Source organism: Pseudomonas sp. 67(2021) (assembly GCF_017491835.1).
Taxonomy (GTDB): Bacteria; Pseudomonadota; Gammaproteobacteria; order Pseudomonadales; family Pseudomonadaceae; genus Aquipseudomonas; species Aquipseudomonas atacamensis.
Genome location: NZ_JAFGYL010000015.1, coordinates 1 through 20,504 on the forward strand (window position 1 = coordinate 1; position 20,504 = coordinate 20,504).

The 20,504-nt window shown below is 61.8% G+C and carries 18 protein-coding genes; 9 read left to right on the forward strand and 9 right to left on the reverse strand.

Annotated elements, in window-relative coordinates; genetic code table 11:
- Both J5M66_RS18140 and J5M66_RS18145 read right to left on the reverse strand, forming a co-directional pair.
- A partial coding sequence (locus J5M66_RS18140; protein WP_207817495.1) for a TPM domain-containing protein occupies nt 1–676 on the reverse strand: 676 nt, incomplete at its 3' end.
- Between the two features lie 13 nt (nt 677–689).
- A complete protein-coding gene (locus J5M66_RS18145; protein ID WP_024011957.1) occupies nt 690–1,298 on the reverse strand; it encodes a LemA family protein in 609 nt (202 codons plus the stop codon).
- A gap of 258 nt (nt 1,299–1,556) precedes the next feature.
- Between J5M66_RS18145 and bglX the strand changes: the two genes are divergently transcribed.
- The gene (gene bglX / locus J5M66_RS18150; RefSeq protein WP_207808285.1) at nt 1,557–3,848 is read left to right on the forward strand and encodes a beta-glucosidase BglX; all 2,292 of its coding nucleotides are present in this window, start codon (nt 1,557–1,559) and stop codon (nt 3,846–3,848) included.
- 132 nt (nt 3,849–3,980) lie between these two features.
- On the opposite strand, the gene J5M66_RS18155 is transcribed toward bglX, so the two are convergent.
- The 5 genes from J5M66_RS18155 to J5M66_RS18175 all read right to left on the reverse strand — a co-directional run bounded on the left by J5M66_RS18155 (nt 3,981) and on the right by J5M66_RS18175 (nt 8,333).
- The gene (locus J5M66_RS18155) at nt 3,981–5,138 is read right to left on the reverse strand and encodes a phosphatidylserine/phosphatidylglycerophosphate/cardiolipin synthase family protein (protein WP_122505781.1); all 1,158 of its coding nucleotides are present in this window, start codon (nt 5,136–5,138) and stop codon (nt 3,981–3,983) included.
- 1 nt (nt 5,139) lies between these two features.
- Nucleotides 5,140–5,730, reverse strand: coding sequence for a YceI family protein (locus tag J5M66_RS18160; RefSeq protein ID WP_039762684.1), 591 nt, complete (start codon nt 5,728–5,730; stop codon nt 5,140–5,142).
- 170 nt (nt 5,731–5,900) lie between these two features.
- Nucleotides 5,901–6,197 (reverse strand): amidase, encoded by a 297-nt coding sequence (locus J5M66_RS18165; RefSeq protein ID WP_125917729.1) that lies wholly within the window; start codon nt 6,195–6,197, stop codon nt 5,901–5,903.
- Nucleotides 6,194–7,273, reverse strand: a complete 1,080-nt coding sequence (locus J5M66_RS18170; RefSeq protein ID WP_207808284.1) for a serine hydrolase — start codon at nt 7,271–7,273, stop codon at nt 6,194–6,196. Before J5M66_RS18170 ends, J5M66_RS18165 begins: the two co-directional genes overlap by 4 nt.
- Nucleotides 7,274–7,454: 181 nt before the next feature.
- Nucleotides 7,455–8,333: an acyl-CoA dehydrogenase family protein gene (locus J5M66_RS18175; protein WP_207808283.1), complete on the reverse strand. Its 879-nt coding sequence runs from the start codon at nt 8,331–8,333 to the stop codon at nt 7,455–7,457.
- 153 nt (nt 8,334–8,486) lie between these two features.
- Between J5M66_RS18175 and olsB the strand changes: the two genes are divergently transcribed.
- Together olsB and J5M66_RS18185 are read left to right on the forward strand one after the other, a co-directional pair.
- Nucleotides 8,487–9,242, forward strand: a complete 756-nt coding sequence (gene olsB / locus J5M66_RS18180) for an L-ornithine N(alpha)-acyltransferase (RefSeq protein WP_016771324.1) — start codon at nt 8,487–8,489, stop codon at nt 9,240–9,242.
- Nucleotides 9,242–10,033 carry a lysophospholipid acyltransferase family protein gene (locus tag J5M66_RS18185; RefSeq protein ID WP_073475829.1) on the forward strand — a complete coding sequence of 264 codons (792 nt, stop codon included), beginning with the start codon at nt 9,242–9,244 and terminating at the stop codon, nt 10,031–10,033. Before olsB ends, J5M66_RS18185 begins: the two co-directional genes overlap by 1 nt.
- 125 nt (nt 10,034–10,158) lie before the next feature.
- Here J5M66_RS18185 and J5M66_RS18190 read toward each other — a convergent pair whose 3' ends face one another.
- Entirely contained in the window at nt 10,159–10,737 is a 579-nt protein-coding gene (locus tag J5M66_RS18190) for an ACP phosphodiesterase (RefSeq protein WP_024011949.1), read from the reverse strand.
- A 168-nt stretch (nt 10,738–10,905) separates the two neighbouring features.
- Here J5M66_RS18190 and J5M66_RS18195 point away from each other — a divergent pair, with 168 nt between their 5' ends.
- The 3 genes from J5M66_RS18195 to J5M66_RS18205 are packed head-to-tail and all read left to right on the forward strand — an operon-like array spanning nt 10,906 to nt 13,487.
- Nucleotides 10,906–11,208: a metalloregulator ArsR/SmtB family transcription factor gene (locus J5M66_RS18195; RefSeq protein WP_016771327.1), complete on the forward strand. Its 303-nt coding sequence runs from the start codon at nt 10,906–10,908 to the stop codon at nt 11,206–11,208.
- A gap of 34 nt (nt 11,209–11,242) precedes the next feature.
- Nucleotides 11,243–12,409, forward strand: coding sequence for an MFS transporter (locus J5M66_RS18200; RefSeq protein ID WP_016771328.1), 1,167 nt, complete (start codon nt 11,243–11,245; stop codon nt 12,407–12,409).
- A 28-nt stretch (nt 12,410–12,437) separates the two neighbouring features.
- On the forward strand, nt 12,438–13,487 hold the full coding sequence (locus tag J5M66_RS18205; protein WP_016771329.1) for an alkene reductase: 1,050 nt from the start codon (nt 12,438–12,440) through the stop codon (nt 13,485–13,487).
- A gap of 211 nt (nt 13,488–13,698) precedes the next feature.
- Here the strand turns inward: J5M66_RS18205 and emhR are convergent, their stop codons facing one another.
- Nucleotides 13,699–14,331 carry an efflux system transcriptional repressor EmhR gene (gene emhR, locus J5M66_RS18210; protein WP_130927006.1) on the reverse strand — a complete coding sequence of 211 codons (633 nt, stop codon included), beginning with the start codon at nt 14,329–14,331 and terminating at the stop codon, nt 13,699–13,701.
- A 266-nt stretch (nt 14,332–14,597) separates the two neighbouring features.
- Between emhR and emhA the strand changes: the two genes are divergently transcribed.
- The 3 genes from emhA to emhC are packed head-to-tail and all read left to right on the forward strand — an operon-like array spanning nt 14,598 to nt 20,380.
- A complete protein-coding gene (gene emhA / locus J5M66_RS18215; RefSeq protein WP_016771331.1) occupies nt 14,598–15,755 on the forward strand; it encodes an efflux RND transporter periplasmic adaptor subunit EmhA in 1,158 nt (385 codons plus the stop codon).
- Nucleotides 15,756–15,758: 3 nt separating this feature from the next.
- Nucleotides 15,759–18,923 (forward strand): efflux RND transporter permease subunit EmhB, encoded by a 3,165-nt coding sequence (emhB, locus tag J5M66_RS18220; protein WP_110600001.1) that lies wholly within the window; start codon nt 15,759–15,761, stop codon nt 18,921–18,923.
- Nucleotides 18,920–20,380, forward strand: coding sequence for an efflux RND transporter outer membrane subunit EmhC (gene emhC, locus J5M66_RS18225; RefSeq protein WP_016771333.1), 1,461 nt, complete (start codon nt 18,920–18,922; stop codon nt 20,378–20,380). The genes emhB and emhC overlap by 4 nt, the downstream gene beginning before the upstream one ends.
- The last annotated feature ends 124 nt before the right edge of the window (nt 20,381–20,504 follow it).

Sequence of the window (20,504 nt, forward strand, 5' to 3'; positions counted from 1 at the left end):
ATCCGCCGCCACCGCCGAAGCCGCCCCCTCCTCCGGAGCCGCCCCGGCCGGCAGGCAGGATACCGAGCATCTGGCAGACAAACACCGTCAGAATGAACAGCATCACCAGAAACATGAACAGCGTCGGGTGCCGCGAGATGAAATCATCCGCCGGGTCGCCGCTGGATTCGTACACGGTCGACGGTTCGTCCAGCGGATTGCCACCGAGCACCACCAGCATCGCCGCAACGCCATCGCTGATGCCTTTGCTGAAGTTGCCGGCCTTGAACGCCGGCGTGATGACCTGATGAATGATCACCGACGACTGCGCATCGGTCAGGCGATCCTCCAGGCCATAGCCGACTTCGATGCGCAGTTTGCGCTCGTCACGGGCGACGATCAGCAAGGCGCCGTTGTTCTTGTCCTTCTGGCCGATGCCCCAGTGCCGACCGAGCTGAACGCCGAAATCCTCGATGGTGGTGCCCTGCAGATCCGGCAGCGTGACCACCACCAACTGCTCGCCGGTGGCCTGCTCGTGCGCCTGCAATTGCTGGCTCAGTTGCGCGCGAATCGATGGCTCGAGCATTTGCGCCTGATCGACCACGCGCCCGCTCAGCGGCGGAAACGTCAATTCGGCCCGGGCGCTGACGGCGAACAGCCAGAGCATCAGCACCAGGCCCAGTTTCAACACACGCATGGGCAACCTCGAATCAGAATTTCACTTCCGGGGCCTTCTCCGCGCCGGGCGTGGTGGCTTCGAAGGTCTCGCGCATCGGCAGATCGCTGTACATCACGCTGTGCCACAGGCGACCGGGGAAGGTGCGGATCTCGGTGTTGTACTTCTGCACCGCCAGAATGAAATCGCGACGCGCCACGGCAATGCGGTTTTCCGTGCCTTCGAGTTGCGATTGCAGGGCGAGGAAGTTCTGGTTGGCCTTCAGATCCGGGTAGCGCTCGGAGACCACCATCAAGCGGCTCAATGCGCCGGTCAGTTGATCCTGCGCCTGCTGGAACTGCTTGAGCTTCTCGGGATTGTCGAGGGTGCTGGCATCGACCTGAATCGACGTTGCCTTGGCTCGCGCTTCAATCACTGCGGTCAGGGTTTCCTGTTCGTGGGCCGCGTAGCCCTTCACGGTTTCCACCAGATTGGGGATCAGGTCGGCACGGCGCTGGTACTGGTTCTGCACCTGACCCCAGGCGGCTTTGGCCTGTTCGTCGAGGGTCGGGATATTGTTGATGCCGCACGCGGTCAACAGCGTGGCGAACACCAGCAACGTGGCGATCTGTAACCGTGAACGGGAGGTTGAGCTGATATTCATTGCAGTGATGCTCCATGACACATTTGATTTAAAAACCGAGCGCTGGGCATTCCCGGCCAGCGGTTGGGGCATAATCGGCGCCGCCACTGGCATGCGACGGGTTAATCGGCTAAAAAGTGCCCTTCGCGTTCACGTTGCCGCTGTCGGCTGCGGTTTTCCGGCTCAGGATTTTGCGCCGGCACCCGAACAACAATAGTCGCTCCCTACATTTTGGCTGGCCGGTGTTGCATCACCGTTTGGGCTCTAGAGAAAAAATTCATGAAGAAGCTGTGTTTGCTGGGTCTGTTCGTCAGCCTGGCCAGTCATCAGGTACTGGCCGCCACGACCCCGGTACCTTTGGAAAACAAGGACGCTTTCATCAGCAACCTGATGAAACAAATGACCCTCGACGAAAAGATCGGCCAGTTGCGCCTGATCAGCATCGGTCCGGAAATGCCCCGCGAGCTGATCCGCAAGGAAATCGCTGGCGGCAACATCGGCGGCACGTTCAACTCGATCACCCGCGCGGAAAACCGTCCGATGCAGGACGCTGCCATGCGCAGTCGCCTGAAGATTCCGATGTTTTTCGCGTACGACGTGATCCACGGTCACCGTACGATTTTCCCGATTCCGCTGGCCCTCGCGTCGAGCTGGGACATGGACGCCATCGGCCAGTCCGGTCGCGTTGCGGCTAAAGAAGCCGCCGCCGACAGCCTCGACATCACCTTCGCGCCGATGGTGGATATCTCCCGCGATCCACGCTGGGGCCGCAGTTCCGAAGGTTTCGGCGAAGACACTTACCTGACCTCGCGCATCGCCAAAGTCATGGTCAAGGCCTATCAGGGCGAGACCCCGAGCGCTGCCGACAGCATCATGGCCAGCGTCAAGCACTTCGCCCTGTACGGCGCGGTCGAGGGCGGTCGCGACTACAACACCGTCGACATGAGCCCGGTGAAGATGTACCAGGATTACCTGCCGCCCTACCGCGCCGCGATCGATGCCGGCGCTGGCGGTGTAATGGTGGCGTTGAACTCGATCAACGGCATTCCAGCCACGGCCAACACCTGGCTGATGAATGATCTGCTGCGCAAGGACTGGGGCTTCAAAGGCCTGGCGGTCAGCGATCACGGCGCGATTTTCGAACTGATCAAGCACGGTGTCGCTCGCGACGGTCGCGAAGCGGCGAAGCTGGCGATCAAGGCCGGCATCGACATGAGCATGAACGACACCCTCTACGGCAAAGAACTGCCGGGGTTGCTCAAGTCCGGCGAGATCGAACAGAAAGACATCGACAACGCTGTGCGCGAAGTGCTCGCGGCCAAGTACGACATGGGCCTGTTCAAGGACCCGTACCTGCGCATCGGCAAGGCCGAGGATGACCCGGCCGATACCTACGCCGAGAGTCGCTTGCACCGCGCCGAGGCCCGCGAAGTGGCGCGGCGCAGTCTGGTGCTGCTGAAGAACCACAACGAAACCCTGCCGCTGAAGAAAGACGCGAAAATCGCGCTGGTCGGTCCATTGGCAAAAGCGCCGATCGACATGATGGGCAGCTGGGCCGCCGCCGGGCGCCCGGCGCAATCGGTCACTTTGTTCGACGGCATGAGTGCGGTGATCGGCGACAAGGCCAACCTGATCTACGCCCGTGGCGCCAACATCACGGGCGACAAGAAGGTCCTCGACTACCTGAACTTCCTCAACTTCGATGCCCCGGAAGTGGTCGATGACCCGCGCCCGGCCAGCGTGCTGATCGACGAAGCGGTGAAAGCGGCGAAGGATGCTGACGTGATCGTCGCCGCTGTCGGCGAGTCCCGTGGCATGTCCCACGAATCCTCGAGCCGCACAGACCTGAACATCCCGCAAACCCAGCGCGAATTGATCCGTGCGCTGAAAGCCACCGGCAAGCCGTTGGTGCTGGTGTTGATGAACGGCCGTCCGCTGACGATTCTCGAAGAGAACCAGTCGGCCGATGCGATTCTGGAAACCTGGTTCAGCGGCACCGAGGGCGGCAACGCCATCGCCGACGTGCTGTTCGGCGACTACAACCCGTCGGGCAAACTGCCGGTGACCTTCCCGCGTTCCGTGGGCCAGATCCCGACCTACTACAACCACCTGAGCATCGGCCGGCCGTTCACGCCGGGCAAACCGGGCAACTACACCTCGCAGTATTTCGATGACACCACCGGCCCGCTGTTTCCGTTCGGTTATGGCCTGAGCTACACCACCTTCGCCCTGAGCGATATGGCGCTGTCATCGACCACCCTCAACGCCAGCGGCAAGCTCGACGCCAGCGTCATGGTCAAGAACACCGGCAAGCGTGACGGCGAAACCGTGGTGCAGTTGTACATCCAGGACGTCACCGGTTCGATGATCCGCCCGGTGAAAGAACTGAAGAACTTCCAGAAGATCATGCTCAAGGCCGGCGAACAGAAAGTCGTGCACTTCACCATCACCGAGGAAGACCTGAAGTTCTACAACGCCCAGCTCAAATACGCAGCCGAGCCTGGCAAGTTCAACGTGCAGATCGGCCTGGATTCGCAGGAGGTGACGCAGCAGAGCTTTGAATTGCTGTAATTTTTTCAGGTAACACATAAACCTGTGGGAGCTGGCTTGCCAGCGATGGCGGCCTGACAGTCAACTGATATGTTGAATGTGATGGCCTCATCGCTGGCAAGCCAGCTCCCACAGTGGTTTTGGGTGTCCCCGCTATCCGCGTCGATCGAGAATATTCACCACCAACCGATCCACCCAGCCCCACACCCGCTGCTTGACCCGCCGCCACAACGGTCGGCGCTGCCACTCCTCCAGACTCACCAGCTGACTCAAGCCGAAGTCCTTCACAAAGCTCGCCTCCACCGCTGCCGTCAACGCCGGGTCCAGCGCCTCCAGGTTCGCCTCCAGATTGAAACGCAGATTCCAGTGATCGAAGTTGCACGAACCGATGCTTACCCATTCGTCCACCAGAACCATTTTCAGGTGCAGGAAGCACGGCTGGTATTCGAAGATCTGCACCCCGGCCTTGAGCAGGCGCGGGTAGTAGCGGTGCCCGGCGTAGCGCACTGACGGGTGATCGGTGCGCGGCCCGGTCAGCAACAGCCGCACATCGACCCCGCGTGCAGCGGCTTTGCGCAGCGAGCGGCGGATTTTCCAGGTCGGCAGAAAGTACGGCGTGGCCATCCAGATGCGTTTTTGCCCGCTGTTCAGCGCGCGAAACAGCGATTGCAGAATGTCGCGGTGCTGGCGGGCGTCAGCGTAGGCCACGCGGCCCATGCCCTCGCCCTTGTCCGGTACGCGTGGCAAACGTGGCAGACCAAAATGCGCGGCCGGGCGCCAGGCGCGGCGGTAACGGTTGGCGATCCACTGGCGATCAAACAGCAATTGCCAATCGATCACCAATGGGCCGCTGATCTCGACCATCACCTCGTGCCACTCGCTGACATCATGGCCCGGCGTCCAGAATTCATCGGTCACGCCGGTGCCGCCGACCACGGCCAGGCATTGGTCGACCAGCAGCAATTTGCGGTGGTCACGATAGAAATTGCCGACCCAGCGCCGCCAGCTCAGGCGATTATAGAAACGCAGCTCGACCCCGGCCTGAGTCAGGCGCTGGCGCAGATGCAGCGTGAACGCGAGGCTGCCGTAATCATCGAACAGACAACGCACGCGCACGCCGCGCTCGGCCGCCGCGACCAGTGCCTGGACGATGGCTTCGGCGCAGGCGCCGGCCTCGACCAGGTACAGCTCCAGTTCGATTTGCTCTTTTGCCCCGGCAATGTGCTCGAGCATCCGGGGAAAGAACTGCGGGCCGTCGATCAACAGTTCGAAACGGTTGCCGTCACGCCAGGGGAACACCGCACCGCGCATGTCAGCGCGCCGTGAAAATCAGCACCGCACCCACCGGCACCGACAGACTGATCGCCGACAGATCGGCGAGTTTGCGCAGGTTTTCCAGGCCCGGCGCCAGATCGAAATCCTCGGCGTTGATCACCAGCGGCTCCAGTGTCACCACCTGAAAACGCCGATCATCCAGACGCGTGGCGAGCAACTCGGCCGGGTATTCGTGCTGCTTGCCGTGCAGGCTGACGGTCAGCGGCAGGCGCAACTCCAGCTGCGCGCCGGGGGCCAGATCGTTGATCGGGCGCAAGTCGATCTGCGTGGTGATAGTGGCTGCGGGAAACTGCTCGATCTGGAACAGCTCCTTGCGCATGCGCTCATCGCGCAGCGGAATGCCGCTGTTGATCGATTCGAGCTCGACTTCGACCTCGGCGCGACCGTTGGGGTCGACCTTGCCGTGCAGCACCAGAAAACGCTGCACTTCCGATACGCTGGCATTTTTGGTGCTGACGAACGACAGCCGCGACGACTCGCCGTCCAGGTACCAATTGGCCTGGGCCGGCAGCGCAGCGGCGGTCAACAGCAGACTGGCGAAGGTTGTATAGAGGGAGCGGTTGAACATTGAACACTCGTGGGGGCGATAAACCTGCACGAACCTTAACCGCCCGCCAAGTTATTGCAAGCCCTGTGGGAGCGAGCCTGCTCGCGAATGCAATGCTCCCCGCACAGCATGTATTGCGGCTTGCGACGATTTCGCGAGCAGGCTCGCTCCCACAGCGGAGACCAGATAATTCAAGGATTCAGGCGACAGCCCTGGCGTTCGCTCAGCCACTGCGCGCTGTTACTGCGGCCCATGCCGTTGACGGTGACGGTTTTGCTCGACGGGTCATCGGTAAAACCGCTGGTTGGCAGCCATTGCTTCACATAGCCACGGCAATACCCGGCGTCGTTGTTCATCACATAACGGCACGAGCAATATTCCTTGGCGGTGTAGGCGCTGATGATGTCCGGGAAAGCCCAGAGGTTTTCGCGTTCATACCATCCCCAGCCGAGCAGCACGATCAGCAGCAACAATAGAAAGCGCTTCATCGCCGCACCGCCTGCAACACGCGTTTGAGCAATTCGTTGTGCTGGTAGCTGCCATCACGGTCATCGCCGTAACGCACGATCACCAGTTTCTCGCTGGGCATCACGTACAGCGCCTGGCCCCAGTGGCCGAGGGCGGCGAAGGTGTCGGGTGGCGCGTCGGGCCATGGTGATGGTGCGCCATCGACAGGGCGATTGAGCCACCAATGGCCGCCGGGCACGGCTTCGTCCTGCTGCGCCTTGTAGCCGGCAAAGGGCTTGAGATTGAATGCCACCCAATCCTCGGGCAGCAACTGCCGATCGTTCCAGCGCCCGCCGCGCGCCATCAGCAGACCAACCCGCGCCAGATCCCGCGCGGTGAGATAGGCATAGGACGAGGCGACAAAGGTGCCGCTGGCATCGCTTTCCCACACGGCGTGGCGAATGCCCAACGGCTCGAACAGTGCTGTCCACGGATAGACGGCATAACGTGCTGGGCCGACCATGGTTTTCAGGGCAGCGGCGAGTAGATTGCTGTCACCGCTGGAATAACGAAAAGCCAGACCCGCTGCGGCATAACTGTCGTGTGCGGCGGTGAACGCGGCCATGTCGCGATGGCCTCGCGTGTAGAGCATCGCCACCACTGAAGATTTCAGCGGCGCGTATTCGTAGTCCTCCTGCCAATCGAGACCGGAAGCCCAGTTCAGCAGATGGCCGAGGGTGATCGCCGGGTGTTTTTCCAGCGCCGGGTAGAACTTCAGCACTGGATCGTCGAGTTTGAACCGGCCTTCGCCGTAGGCCACGCCGAGGACGGCGGCCAGCAGGCTTTTGCTGATCGACCAGGTCAAGTGCGGGGTCTGTGCAGTGGTCGGAGCGGCGTAGCGTTCGTAGATGATCTGGCCGTCGCGGATGATCAGCAAGGCGTCGGTGCGGATGCCTTCGCGGGTGGCGTCGTTACGGGGCGCGAAGGCGTAGTTTCCCAGTGCCAGGGCAGCCGGGCCGGTGATCTGCGGGGCGATGGGCCATTGCTCGCCGGGCCATTGTTCGGCGCGGACGGTGAGGCTGATCAGCAGCAGGAACAGCGACAGGCCTTTGAACATGGTGGGCGCTCTGGGAATGAACCTGCTGAGCCTAGTCGGGGTTTATGACAAATTTTAGATGTTGGTCGTCCATGAAATTGCCATCGCTGGCAAGCCAGCTCCCACAGGGGTCCCAAGTGAACACACATTTCATGAACACCTTTGAAACCTGTGGGAGCGGGCTTGCCCGCGATGAGGCCAGTCAGGCCAACGCAAGAGCCTTGGCCAAGCGCTTGGCCCGGGCCCCTGCAGCCAATTGCATCACGCCTTGATCACGCTGCCACATCGCCGCCCACGCAGGATCACCCTGCACCAACGCCTGATCTACCTCGGTCTTGAGTGATTCAAACTGCGCAAACAATCCGCCCAGCACTACATGCCCCGCCGGATTGTTCGGCGCCTGCCGGCTGGCCTCGGCGCACCCGGCCAGCAGCGCCAGCAAACGCAATTGCAGGGCCTGCGGCCAGTCGCTGTCCTGGCCGACGCCGTACAACCACGCGGTCATGGCGCTGAGCACATAGACATCTTCAAGACTGCGAAACGGTTTGACGTAGGCGTCCCAACCGTCGCCGGCGAGCAGTTCGCACAGGGCGCCGTCCAGATGCAGGCGGCCGTGGCTGATGTCCGGCATCAACGGCAACGCCGGCAGTTTTTCCACCTTGACGCCGGGCTCGCCGGGATACACCGCCGCCAGACTCAGGCGCGGTGTTTCGCCCGGCTCCTCACTGCGCGCAGCCACCAATAACCAGTCGGCGGCGTCGCCGGCGGTGACGAAATCCTTGCGCCCGCTCAAGCGCAAATCGCGCAGCCGCGTTTGCATATCGGCCGGGCGCAGGCTGCGTTGTTCGGTCGCGCACAAGGCGCCGAGGCTCAGCGGCGCGCTCGGCCACAACATGCGCAGCGCCGCCTGATAACCGACCAGAAACGCCAGCCCCGGCGTGGCCATTCGCCGCCCGCCGGCCACCGCCAATTCGAACGGCGTGACGTTGCCCAGCGCCTGCAACAACGTTGCAAAACCCTCGGCCAGATCAGCAGCGGCGGGCAAGCGTTCACGGCGGTGGAGCAGATCTGTCCAGGGCATGGGCGCCTCCTCGTGGGCTGTCATATAAGCATCACCGAACGTTCATGGCGATGACACCGGGGCTACATAGCCTGACTTTGCACAACACGGCTGCATAAAGAAAGTCGATCGGCTGCAACCCACGACGGGTTAAAGGCCCGTACGGAGATTCACATGACGCAAATCGCCCGCATCAGCGACACCGGCAATGAACGCCGCCTGCAAGCCGAACGCCTGATCGGCGCCGAAGCCTTGCAGCAAGCCCAGGCCCTGCGCTTCGCCGTCTTCAGCGGCGAGTTCAACGCCAAACTCAAAGGCGCGGAACTGGGTCTGGACATGGATGATTATGATGTTCACTGCAGCCACATCGGCGTGCGTGATCTGAACACCGGGCGCCTGGTGGCGACCACGCGTCTGCTCGATCACACCGCTGCCAGCAGCCTCGGCAAGTTCTACAGCGAAGAGGAATTCAGCCTGCATGGCCTGGCGCATCTGCAAGGCCCGATCCTGGAAATCGGCCGCACCTGCGTCGATCCGGCGTACCGCAACGGCGGCACCATCGCCGTGCTCTGGGGCGAGTTGGCCGAAGTGCTCAATCAAGGCGGCTACAGCTATCTGATGGGTTGCGCGAGCATCCCGATGCAGGACGGCGGCATTCAGGCCCACGCGATCATGCAGCGTCTGCGCGAACGTTACCTGTGTACCGAACACCTGCGCGCCGAGCCGAAAAATCCGCTGCCGACGCTGGATATCCCGTCTAACGTCATCGCCGAAATGCCGCCGCTGCTCAAGGCCTACATGCGCCTCGGGGCGAAGATCTGCGGCGAGCCGTGCTGGGACGAAGACTTCCAGGTCGCCGACGTGTTCATCCTGCTCAAGCGCGACGAACTCTGCCCGCGCTACGCCAAGCACTTCAAGGCGGCGGTGTGATGAGCCGGTTGCGGGTGTACGCGCGAATCGCGCGAGTGCTGCTGGTGGTGACGCTGGGGCTGACCATGGCCAGCGTGTTCGGCGTGTTCGAACGTATCGGTCTGGCCCACTCGATGGAGCGGCGGCAGCGCTGGTCGCGCTTCTTCATGGCGCGGCTGAGCAATGCCCTGCCGTTTCGCGTGAGCGTGCATGGCGAGCTGCCGAAACAGCCGATGCTGTGGGTCAGCAATCACGTGTCGTGGACCGACATTCCGCTGTTGGGCATGCTCACGCCGCTGTCGTTTCTGTCCAAGGCCGAAGTGCGCACCTGGCCGGTGGCCGGCTGGCTCGCAGCCAAGGCCGGCAGCCTGTTCATCCGCCGTGGATCGGGCGACAGCCAGTTGATCCGCAAGCAGATGACCCGCCATCTGCAAACCGAACATGCGCTGCTGATGTTCCCTGAAGGCACCACCACCGATGGCCGTTCGCTGCGCACTTTTCATGGTCGCCTGCTGTCGGCGGCGATCGATTCCGAAGTGATGCTGCAACCGGTGGCGATTCGTTATCTGCGTGACGGCGAAATCGATACGCTGGCGCCGTTCATTGGTGACGATGACCTGCTCTCGCACCTGATGCGCCTGTTCAGCCATGACTGCGGCGATGTCGAGGTGCATCTGCTCAAGCCGATTGCCTGTCAGGGCCGCGAGCGCGCGGCGCTGGCGTTCGAAGCGCAGCAGGCGGTGCAAAAGGTGTTGTTTGGATCGATTCCGGAAACCCGACAATCGCCAATGCGCCCGGCAATCGCTGCCTGAAACACAAATCCCCAAATCACCTTGGTCCCCTGTGGGAGCGGGCTTGCCCGCGAAAGCGGTCGATCAATCAACATCAAAGTTGAATGTGCCGACGCTATCGCTGGCAAGCCAGCTCCCACAGGGATTCAGGTTGTATGTGATTGCACTGCAAAATCCTGCAGTTGCGGATAAAACAGGCTGAAATCTTCACTCAGCGGCTCATACAACCGCCGCAACTCCGCCATGGCCCCGGCCAATTCCTCCGGCCTGGTCAGGCGCCGCGAGATCCCGCGCAGCACCTGCTCCAGCACCTCGAATTCGCGATACGAGCCCAGCCAGTCGTTGGCGACCATGTGCGGGGCGATCTTTGCCAGCCGTTCCGGCAACTGTCGTTCGCGGGACAGCACGTGATAGACGTCTGCGGTGAACTGCTCCAGCGGCCGGTCGGCATACAGCGTCCAGTCCCGCGCCAGGCAATGATCGAAAAACACATCGAGGACGATTCCGGCATAGCGCCGCCGCGTTTCGCTGAAGCGCCCCAAAGCAATGTCGACCAGTGGATGGCGATCGGTGAAGACGTCGATGCGCCGATGCAGCGCAATCGCCGCCTCCACTTCCGGGTCGAACTGGCCTTGCAGCCGACCTTTGACGAAGTCGCCATACAGGCTGCCGAGTAACTGACCGGGGCGCTGGCCGCCGAGATGCAAATGCGCGAGATAGTTCATGGGCGCAGCTTAGCACTGCGCTCGCTCCTCCAGCACCCTCGTATCGTTATAACCCGATATAGCGATTTACGCGTTCGTCAGACCGAATTCATATTGGTATATCGCGATCCAACGATTTAAAGTTCGCTCCATCGCGATATATCGCTACTGCCACCACGAGCCCAAGCCATGAACCTCGACCTCGACGAAATAATAAAAGCCCTGGCGCACCCAGTACGGCGAGACATCCTCAACTGGCTGAAAGACCCGAAAGGCGAATTCCCCGAGCAGTTGCACAACCACGAGTACGGCATCTGTGCCGGGCAGATCGATCAGCGTTGCGGCCTGTCGCAATCGACCGTTTCCGCGCATCTGGCGACGTTGCAACGGGCCGGGCTGATCAGCAGCCAGAAGGCCGGGCAGTGGCATTTTTTCAAACGTAACGAGGACGTCATCCAGGCGTTTCTCAGCACCCTCAGTAAAGAGCTCTGACCCTTAACGTCAGCCAGCCGACAAGGAAACCTGCATGCCCCTTTCGCTTCTCATCCTCGCCCTGAGCGCCTTCGCCATCGGCACCACCGAGTTCGTCATCATGGGCCTGCTGCCCGACGTGGCGGCGGACCTCGGCGTGTCGATTCCCGGCGCCGGCTGGCTGGTCACCGGTTACGCCCTGGGCGTGGCAATCGGTGCTCCGTTCATGGCGCTGGCCACCGCGAAGCTGCCGCGCAAGGCCGCGCTGGTGGCGTTGATGGGCATCTTTATTGTCGGCAACCTGCTCTGCGCCATCGCCAGCGACTACAACGTGCTGATGTTTGCCCGGGTCGTCACCGCGCTGTGTCACGGCGCGTTCTTCGGCATCGGCTCGGTGGTGGCGGCCAATCTGGTCGCGCCGAACAAACGTGCCTCCGCGGTCGCCCTGATGTTCACCGGTCTGACCCTGGCCAACGTGCTCGGCGTACCGCTGGGCACCGCATTGGGTCAGGAAGCCGGCTGGCGTTCGACCTTCTGGGCGGTAACCGTCATCGGTGTGATCGCGCTGATCGGCCTGATCCGCTTTCTGCCGGCCAAGCGTGACGAAGAGAAACTCGACATGCGCGCCGAACTGGCCGCCCTCAAAGGCGCCGGCATCTGGCTGTCGCTGAGCATGACCGCGCTGTTCGCCGCCTCGGTGTTTACCCTGTTCACCTACGTTGCCCCACTGCTGGGGGAAGTCACCGGTGTGTCGCCACGTGGCGTGACCTGGACCCTGATGCTCATCGGTCTGGGCCTGACGGTCGGCAACATCATCGGCGGCAAACTCGCCGACAAAGGCATGGCCGCCACGCTGATCGGCGTGTTCATCGCCATGGCCGTGGTTTCCACGGTGCTGAGCTGGACCAGCGTCGCGCTGATCCCGACCGAGATCACCCTGTTCCTCTGGGCCACCGCGTGTTTCGCCGCTGTGCCGGCGCTGCAAGTCAATGTGGTGACCTTCGGCAAGGCTGCGCCGAACCTGGTTTCGACCCTGAACATCGGCGCTTTCAACGTCGGCAACGCGCTTGGCGCCTGGGTCGGCGGCAGCGTCATCGCCCACGGCTACGGCCTGACCAGCGTGCCACTGGCCGCCGCCGCGCTGGCCGTACTTGCCCTGCTGGTGACCCTGATTACCTTCCGCCAGAACGGCAATGCCGAGCTGGCGCCTGCATCCAACTGATCAACTTTCCATTCAAGAGGTTTTAGACATGGCGACTATTTTCGACCCGATCAAACTCGGCGACATCGAGCTGAACAACCGCATCATCATGGCCCCGCTGACCCGCTGCCGCGCCGACGAAGGTCGTGTGCCGAACGCGCTGATGGCCGAATACTACGTACAACGCGCCTCGGCCGGCCTGATCCTCAGCGAAGCCACTTCGGTAACGCCGATGGGCGTCGGCTACCCGGACACCCCGGGCATCTGGTCCAACGATCAAGTGCGTGGCTGGGCCAACGTGACCAAGGCGATTCACGGCGCCGGCGGCAAGATCTTCCTGCAACTGTGGCACGTTGGCCGCATTTCTCACCCTTCGTACCTGAACGGTGAAGCACCGGTTGCGCCAAGCGCCATCCAGCCAAAGGGCCACGTCAGCCTGGTGCGCCCACTGGCCGACTACCCAACCCCGCGCGCCCTGGAAACTGCTGAAATCGCCGACATCGTCGACGCCTACCGCACCGGCGCCGAGAACGCCAAGGCCGCCGGTTTCGACGGCGTGGAAATCCACGGCGCCAATGGTTACCTGCTCGACCAGTTCCTGCAAAGCAGCACCAACCAGCGCACCGACCAGTACGGCGGCTCGCTGGAAAACCGTGCGCGCCTGCTGCTGGAAGTGACCGACGCCGCGATCGAAGTCTGGGGCGCCGGCCGCGTTGGTGTGCACCTGGCACCGCGTGCCGATTCCCACGACATGGGCGATGACAACCTCGCCGAAACCTTCACCTACGTCGCCCGTGAACTGGGCAAGCGTGGCATCGCGTTCATCTGCTCGCGCGAAAAAGAAGGCGCCGACAGCCTCGGCCCGCAATTGAAAGAAGCGTTCGGTGGCCCGTACATTGCCAACGAGAAGTTCACCAAGGAAAGCGCCAATGAGTGGCTGGCCAGCGGTAAGGCAGACGCGGTCGCGTTCGGCGTGCCGTTCATTGCCAACCCGGATCTGCCGGCCCGTTTGCAGGCCGATGCGCCGTTGAACGAGCCGCATCCGGAGACTTTCTACGGTAAAGGTCCGGTCGGTTATATCGACTATCCGACCTTGTAATCACGCTGTAGCGCAGAAATGAAAAAGCCCCGGACTTGTGAGAGTCAGGGGCTTTTTGCTGTTGGCGCAGGGTAAGAGCCTGCGAACACCGTTTCACAACAGCGACACAATTTCCCTACAAAATCCACGGCTGGCTACGTTTAAACTCCCCGCCGCAATAATCGGCCATAGCGGCTGATTGACATCCTGCCGGGCAATTGCGCATTTTGTTTCATTTGCGCAGGCTTGGGCTCAGGCGCAGCATGTCCAGCCCGGTGTCGACCCAGCGTTCAGCCTCGGCGTGCAGTTCGAAGCTGTCCGGGGCCAGCAGCCAGCCGTACAGCAGGCCGTCGATGTAGGCATGAATGCTGATCGCCGCGCGGGCAGTGTCGAGATTTTCCGGCAACTGGCCGCGATTCACCGCATTACGCAGGGTCAGGCCGATGCGCAGGTTGCAATCGAGACTAGCCGTCCGGCGCTGCTGGCGCAGATCGCACATTTCATCGGTGAATTCGCACTTATGAAACAGAATTTCGTTGATGCGCCGGGTTTTCGGGTCCAGTGCAACTTGATGAAACAAATGAATCAGCAACTGCCGCATGCAGCCCAGCGGGTCCGGTTCGTCTTCGCTTTCGCTGGCCTTGGCCAGTTCATCCAGCGGTTCGTGCAAGCTGTCGAGCATGGCCTGGACCAGGTCGGCCTTGTTGCTGAAATGCCAGTAGATGGCGCCACGCGTCACGCCGGCGAGGGTCGCGATGTCCGCCAGGGTGGTGCGGGCAACCCCCCTTTCATAGAAGGCTTTCTCGGCCGCTTCCAGGATCTGGCTGCGGGTTTCCTGAGCTTCCTCTTTGGTACGACGGACCATGGCAGTAAAACCTCAAACAGGATGTTTCAGGGATGGCTGAATATCCGCTGAATAAAGAGGGGGCGATCTCTCGTGAATCGACTCCCCGGCCTACAATTTCAAACCTTGCGACGACTTTTGTATCAGGGTGGGTACGCGGCGCAGGTGTTTACAAACAACCATGAACGTAAGTATATTACTTAGCAAGCTACTTATCCACCCGGTGCCCGATTTTTACTCTTTCACACTTCTTGTGCGCTTCTTGCGCGCCTGACCCGAGGATCTTCATGCAATTCAAGCCAGCTGTTACCGCTCTGGTCACTGCCGTCGCCCTGGCATCGCTGCTCAGCGGATGTAAAAAGGAAGAAGCGGCCCCAGCCGCTCCGCCTCCTCAGGTCGGCGTCGTCACCCTGCAACCACAAGCCTTTACCCTGACCTCGGAGCTTCCGGGCCGCACCAGTGCGTTCCGCATCGCGGAAGTTCGCCCGCAGGTCAACGGCATCATTCTCAAGCGTCTGTTCAAGGAAGGCGCCGACGTCAAAGCCGGCCAGCAGCTGTATCAGATCGATCCGTCGGTCTATGAAGCTACGCTGAAAAGCGCCGAAGCCGAGCTGCGTTCGACCAAGTCGATTTCCGACCGCTACAAGCAACTGGTCGACGAACAAGCCGTGAGCCGTCAGGAATACGACACCGCACTGGCCAACCGCCTGCAATCGGAAGCATCGTTGCAGAGCGCGCAGATCAACGTGCGCTACACCAAGGTCTACGCGCCGATTTCCGGCCGTATCGGCCGCTCTTCGGTCACCGAAGGCGCACTGGTCAGCAATGGTCAGGCCGATGCGATGGCAGTGATTCAGCAGCTCGATCCGATCTACGTCGATGTGACCCAATCGTCGGTGGAACTGCTGGAACTGCGCCGCGAACTGGAAAGCGGCCGTCTGCAGAAGGCTGGCGACAACGCCGCTGCGGTCAAGCTGACCCTGGAAGACGGCAGCCAGTACAAGCTCGACGGCAAGCTGGAATTCTCCGAAGTCTCGGTTGACCAGACCACCGGCTCGGTAACCTTGCGCGCAGTGTTCCCCAACCCCGATCACACCCTGCTGCCAGGCATGTTCGTTCACGCCCAGCTGCAAGCCGGCGTCAACAGCGCAGCGATCCTCGCGCCGCAACAAGGCGTGACCCGCGACCTCAAAGGCACCCCGACCGCACTGGTCGTCGGCGCCGACAACAAGGTCGAGCTGCGTCAGCTCAAGGCCAGCCGCACCGTCGGCAGCCAGTGGCTGATCGAAGACGGCCTGAAAGCCGGCGATCGTCTGATCACCGAAGGGCTGCAGTACGTCAAACCGGGCGTCGAGGTCAAAGCGACCGAGGCGACTAACGTCGGCACCAAGAACCCGGCCCCCGCACAGGCAGCTGACAAAGCCGCCGGCGGCAAAGGGGAGTAACCCATGTCAAAATTCTTCATCGACCGTCCGATTTTCGCCTGGGTAATCGCCCTGGTGATCATGCTGGTCGGGGCACTTTCGATCCTGAAATTGCCGATCAACCAATACCCGAGCATTGCGCCACCGGCCATTGCGATTCAGGTGACCTACCCGGGCGCGTCCGCACAAACCGTGCAGGACACCGTGGTGCAGGTCATCGAGCAACAGCTCAACGGTATCGACAACCTGCGTTATGTGTCGTCGGAAAGTAACTCCGACGGCAGCATGACCATCACCGCGACCTTCGAGCAAGGCACCAACTCCGACACCGCGCAGGTCCAGGTCCAGAACAAGCTGAACCTGGCCACCCCGCTGCTGCCGCAGGAAGTGCAGCAACAGGGTATCCGCGTGACCAAGGCAGTGAAGAACTTCCTGCTGGTGATCGGCGTGGTGTCGCGCGACGGCAGCATGACCAAGGACGACCTGTCCAACTACATCGTGTCGAACATGCAGGACCCGATCTCGCGGACCGCCGGTGTCGGTGACTTCCAGGTCTTCGGTGCGCAGTACGCGATGCGTATCTGGCTCGACCCGGCCAAGTTGAACAACTTCAACCTGACCCCGGTCGACGTGAAGAACGCCATTGCTGCGCAGAACGTCCAGGTGTCGTCCGGTCAGCTCGGTGGCTTGCCTGCCGTGCAGGGCCAGCAACTGAACGCGACGATTATCGGCAAGACCCGTCTGCAGACCGCCGAGCAGTTCAAGGAAATCCTGCTCAAGGTCAACAAGGACGGTTCGCAGGTTCGCCTCAAAGACGTGGCTGAAGTCGGCCTCGGCGGTGAGAACTACGCGATCAGTGCCCAGTTCAACGGCAGCCCGGCTTCCGGTCTGGCGGTGAAACTGGCCAACGGCGCCAACGCCCTCGATACCGCCAAAGCGCTGCGCAACACCATCGACAGCCTCAAGCCGTTCTTCCCGCAAGGCATGGAAGTGGTGTTCCCGTATGACACCACCCCGGTGGTGACCGAGTCGATCAAAGGCGTGGTGCACACCCTGGTCGAAGCGATCGCGCTGGTGTTCCTGGTGATGTTCCTGTTCCTGCAGAACTTCCGCGCCACCGTCATCACCACGATGACCGTGCCCGTGGTACTGCTCGGTACGTTCGGCATCCTCGCAGCCGCCGGTTTCAGCATCAACACCCTGACCATGTTCGGCATGGTGCTGGCCATCGGTCTGCTGGTGGACGATGCCATCGTCGTGGTGGAAAACGTCGAGCGGGTGATGAGCGAAGAAGGCTTGTCACCGAAGGAAGCGACGAAGAAGTCCATGGGCCAGATCCAGGGCGCACTGGTCGGTATCGCCCTCGTGCTCTCGGCGGTACTGCTGCCGATGGCATTCTTCAGCGGCTCCACCGGTGTGATCTACAAGCAGTTCTCGATCACCATCGTGTCGGCCATGGCCCTGTCGGTACTGGTTGCCCTGATCTTCACCCCGGCGCTGTGCGCGACCATGCTCAAGCCGATTCCGAAAGGCGAGCACGGTACCCCGAAGAAAGGTTTCTTCGGCTGGTTCAACCGTAACTTCGACCGTGGCGTACGCAGCTACGAGCGCGGCGTCGGCAACATGCTGACCCGCAAGGCGCCGTACCTGCTGGCGTATCTGCTGATCGTCGTCGGCATGATCTGGCTGTTCACCCGCATCCCGACCGCGTTCCTCCCGGAAGAAGACCAGGGCGTTCTGTTCGCCCAGGTGCAGACCCCGGCCGGTTCCAGTGCCCAGCGCACGCAGGTGGTGGTGGATGAAATGCGTGAGTACCTGCTGCGTCCGAACAAGGACGGCGGTGAGGCGGACGCGGTGGCTTCGGTGTTCACCGTGACCGGCTTCAACTTCGCCGGCCGTGGTCAGAGCTCGGGTATGGCGTTCATCATGCTCAAGCCGTGGGGCGAACGTAACGCCGACAACAGCGTGTTTAATCTCGCTGCGCGTGCCCAGCAACACTTCTTCAGCTTCCGCGACGCGATGGTGTTTGCCTTCGCCCCGCCAGCGGTTCTGGAATTGGGTAACGCCACCGGTTTCGACGTATTCCTGCAGGACCGCGCCGGTATCGGTCACGAAAAACTGATGGAAGCGCGCAACCAGTTCCTCGGCATGGCGGCGCAAAGCAAGGTGCTGACCCAGGTGCGTCCGAACGGCCTGAACGATGAGCCGCAGTTCCAACTGGAAATCGACGACGAGAAGGCCAGTGCCCTCGGCATCACCATCAGCGACATCAACAACACCCTGTCGATCGCGCTGGGCAGTAGCTACGTCAACGACTTCATCGACCGTGGTCGGGTGAAGAAAGTCTACGTGCAGGGCCAACCGGACTCGCGCATGAGCCCCGAAGACCTGAAGAAGTGGTACGTGCGCAACGCCGAAGGCACCATGGTTCCGTTCTCGGCATTTGCCAAGGGCGAGTGGGTCTACGGTTCGCCGAAGCTGGCGCGCTACAACGGTGTGGAAGCGGTCGAGGTCCTCGGGGCTCCGGCGCCGGGCTACTCCACCGGTGAAGCGATGGCTGAAGTCGAAGCGATTGCCAAGAAGCTGCCGTCCGGTGTCGGTATCTCCTGGACCGGTCTGTCCTACGAGGAACGTCTGTCCGGCTCGCAAGCGCCAGCGCTGTACGCCCTGTCGCTGCTGATGGTGTTCCTGTGTCTGGCGGCGCTGTATGAAAGCTGGTCGATTCCGATCGCGGTCATGCTCGTGGTACCGCTGGGGATCATCGGTGCACTGATGGCCACCAGCCTGCGCGGTCTGTCCAACGACGTGTACTTCCAGGTGGGCTTGTTGACGACCATCGGTCTGGCGGCTAAAAACGCCATTCTGATCGTCGAATTCGCCAAGGAACTGCATGAACAGGGACGCAGCCTGCGTGAAGCGGCGATTGAAGCCTGCCGCATGCGTCTGCGCCCGATCATCATGACCTCGCTGGCCTTCGTTCTCGGTGTTGTGCCGCTGGCGATTTCCACCGGCGCCGGTTCAGGCAGTCAGCACGCGATCGGTACCGGCGTGATTGGCGGTATGCTCACGGCCACGATCCTGGCGATCTTCTGGGTCCCACTGTTCTTCGTTACTGTGTCGTCCATCGGTCAGCGCAAAAAGACCGACGCGGATGACACTACTGAAACTCCTAAAGAGGCTGGCCAATGAGCAAGTCGCTACTCTCCATCGCAGTCGCCGCCTTCGTGCTGAGCGGTTGCTCGCTGATACCTGACTATCAGCAGCCTGAGGCTCCGGTCGCAGGCCAGTACCCGCAGGGGCCGGCGTACTCGCCGGCCCAGGCTCCGGCGCAAGCCGCTGCCGAACAGGGCTGGAAGCAGTTTTTCCATGACCCGGCCCTGCAACAGCTGATCCAGGTCGCCCTGGAAAACAACCGCGACCTGCGTGTCGCGGCGCTGAACATCGACGCTTACGCGGCGCAGTACCGCATCCAGCGCGCCGACCTGTTCCCGGCAGTGTCGGCCAATGCCGCCGGCAGCCGCCAGCGTCTGCCGGCCCGTGCCTCGCAGACCGGCGAGTCGATGATCAGCAGTTCGTATTCCGCCACCGTGGGCGTCAGCGCCTACGAACTCGACCTGTTCGGTCGGGTGCGCAGCCTGAGCGAACAAGCGCTGCAACAGTACTTCGCTACTGAAGAAGCACGCCGCAGTACGCAGATCAGTCTGGTCGCTAACGTCGCCAATGCCTACCTGACCTGGCAGGCGGACAAGGAACTGCTCAAGCTGACGCAGGACACCCTCGGTGCCTTCGAAGAAAGCTACAAACTGACCAGCCGCAGCAACGAAGTCGGTGTGGCTTCGGCGCTGGATCTGGCGCAGTCGCGCACTTCCGTGGAAAACGCCCGGGCGCAACTGGCGCGTTATACCCGCCAGGTCGCGCAGGACGAAAACAGCCTGACCCTGCTGCTCGGCACCGGTATTCCGGCCAACCTGCAAACGGCCAAACCGCTGTCCGATGATCTGCTCAGCGATGTGCCGGCCGGTCTGCCTTCGGACCTGCTGCAACGTCGTCCGGACATCCTCCAGGCCGAGTACAACCTGAAGGCGGCCAACGCCAACATCGGCGCGGCGCGTGCAGCGTTCTTCCCGAGCATCAGCCTGACCGCCAACGCGGGCAGCCTGAGCCCGGATCTGTCCGGTCTGTTCAAGGGTGGCTCGGGGACGTGGCTGTTCCAGCCGCAGATCAACCTGCCGATCTTCAACGCCGGCAGCCTGCGCGCCAGCCTCGACTACGCCAAGATCCAGAAGGACATTGGCGTGGCGAACTACGAGAAGTCGATTCAAACGGCCTTCCAGGAAGTCGCCGACGGCCTCGCCGCCCGCCAGACCTACACCGAGCAGCTGCAAGCGCAGCGTGACTTCGTTCAGGCCAACCAGGATTACTACCGCCTGGCCGAACGTCGCTACCGCATCGGCGTCGACAGCAACCTGACCTTCCTCGATGCCCAGCGTCAGTTGTTCAGCGCACAACAAGCGTTGATCACCGACCGCCTCGCGCAGCTGACCAGTGCGGTCAACCTGTACAAGGCACTGGGCGGTGGCTGGAATGCGCAGACCGCGCAGAACGAAGCGCTGAAAGAAGAAGCGCCGAAGATGAAGCTGTTCTGATCATCATCGGCTGAATACAAGGAGCCCACCGATTGGTGGGCTTTTTGTTGCCTGAGAATCAAAAGATCGCAGCCTTCGGCAGCTCCTACATTTGAAATGCGTTGCCCTGTAGGAGCTGCCGAAG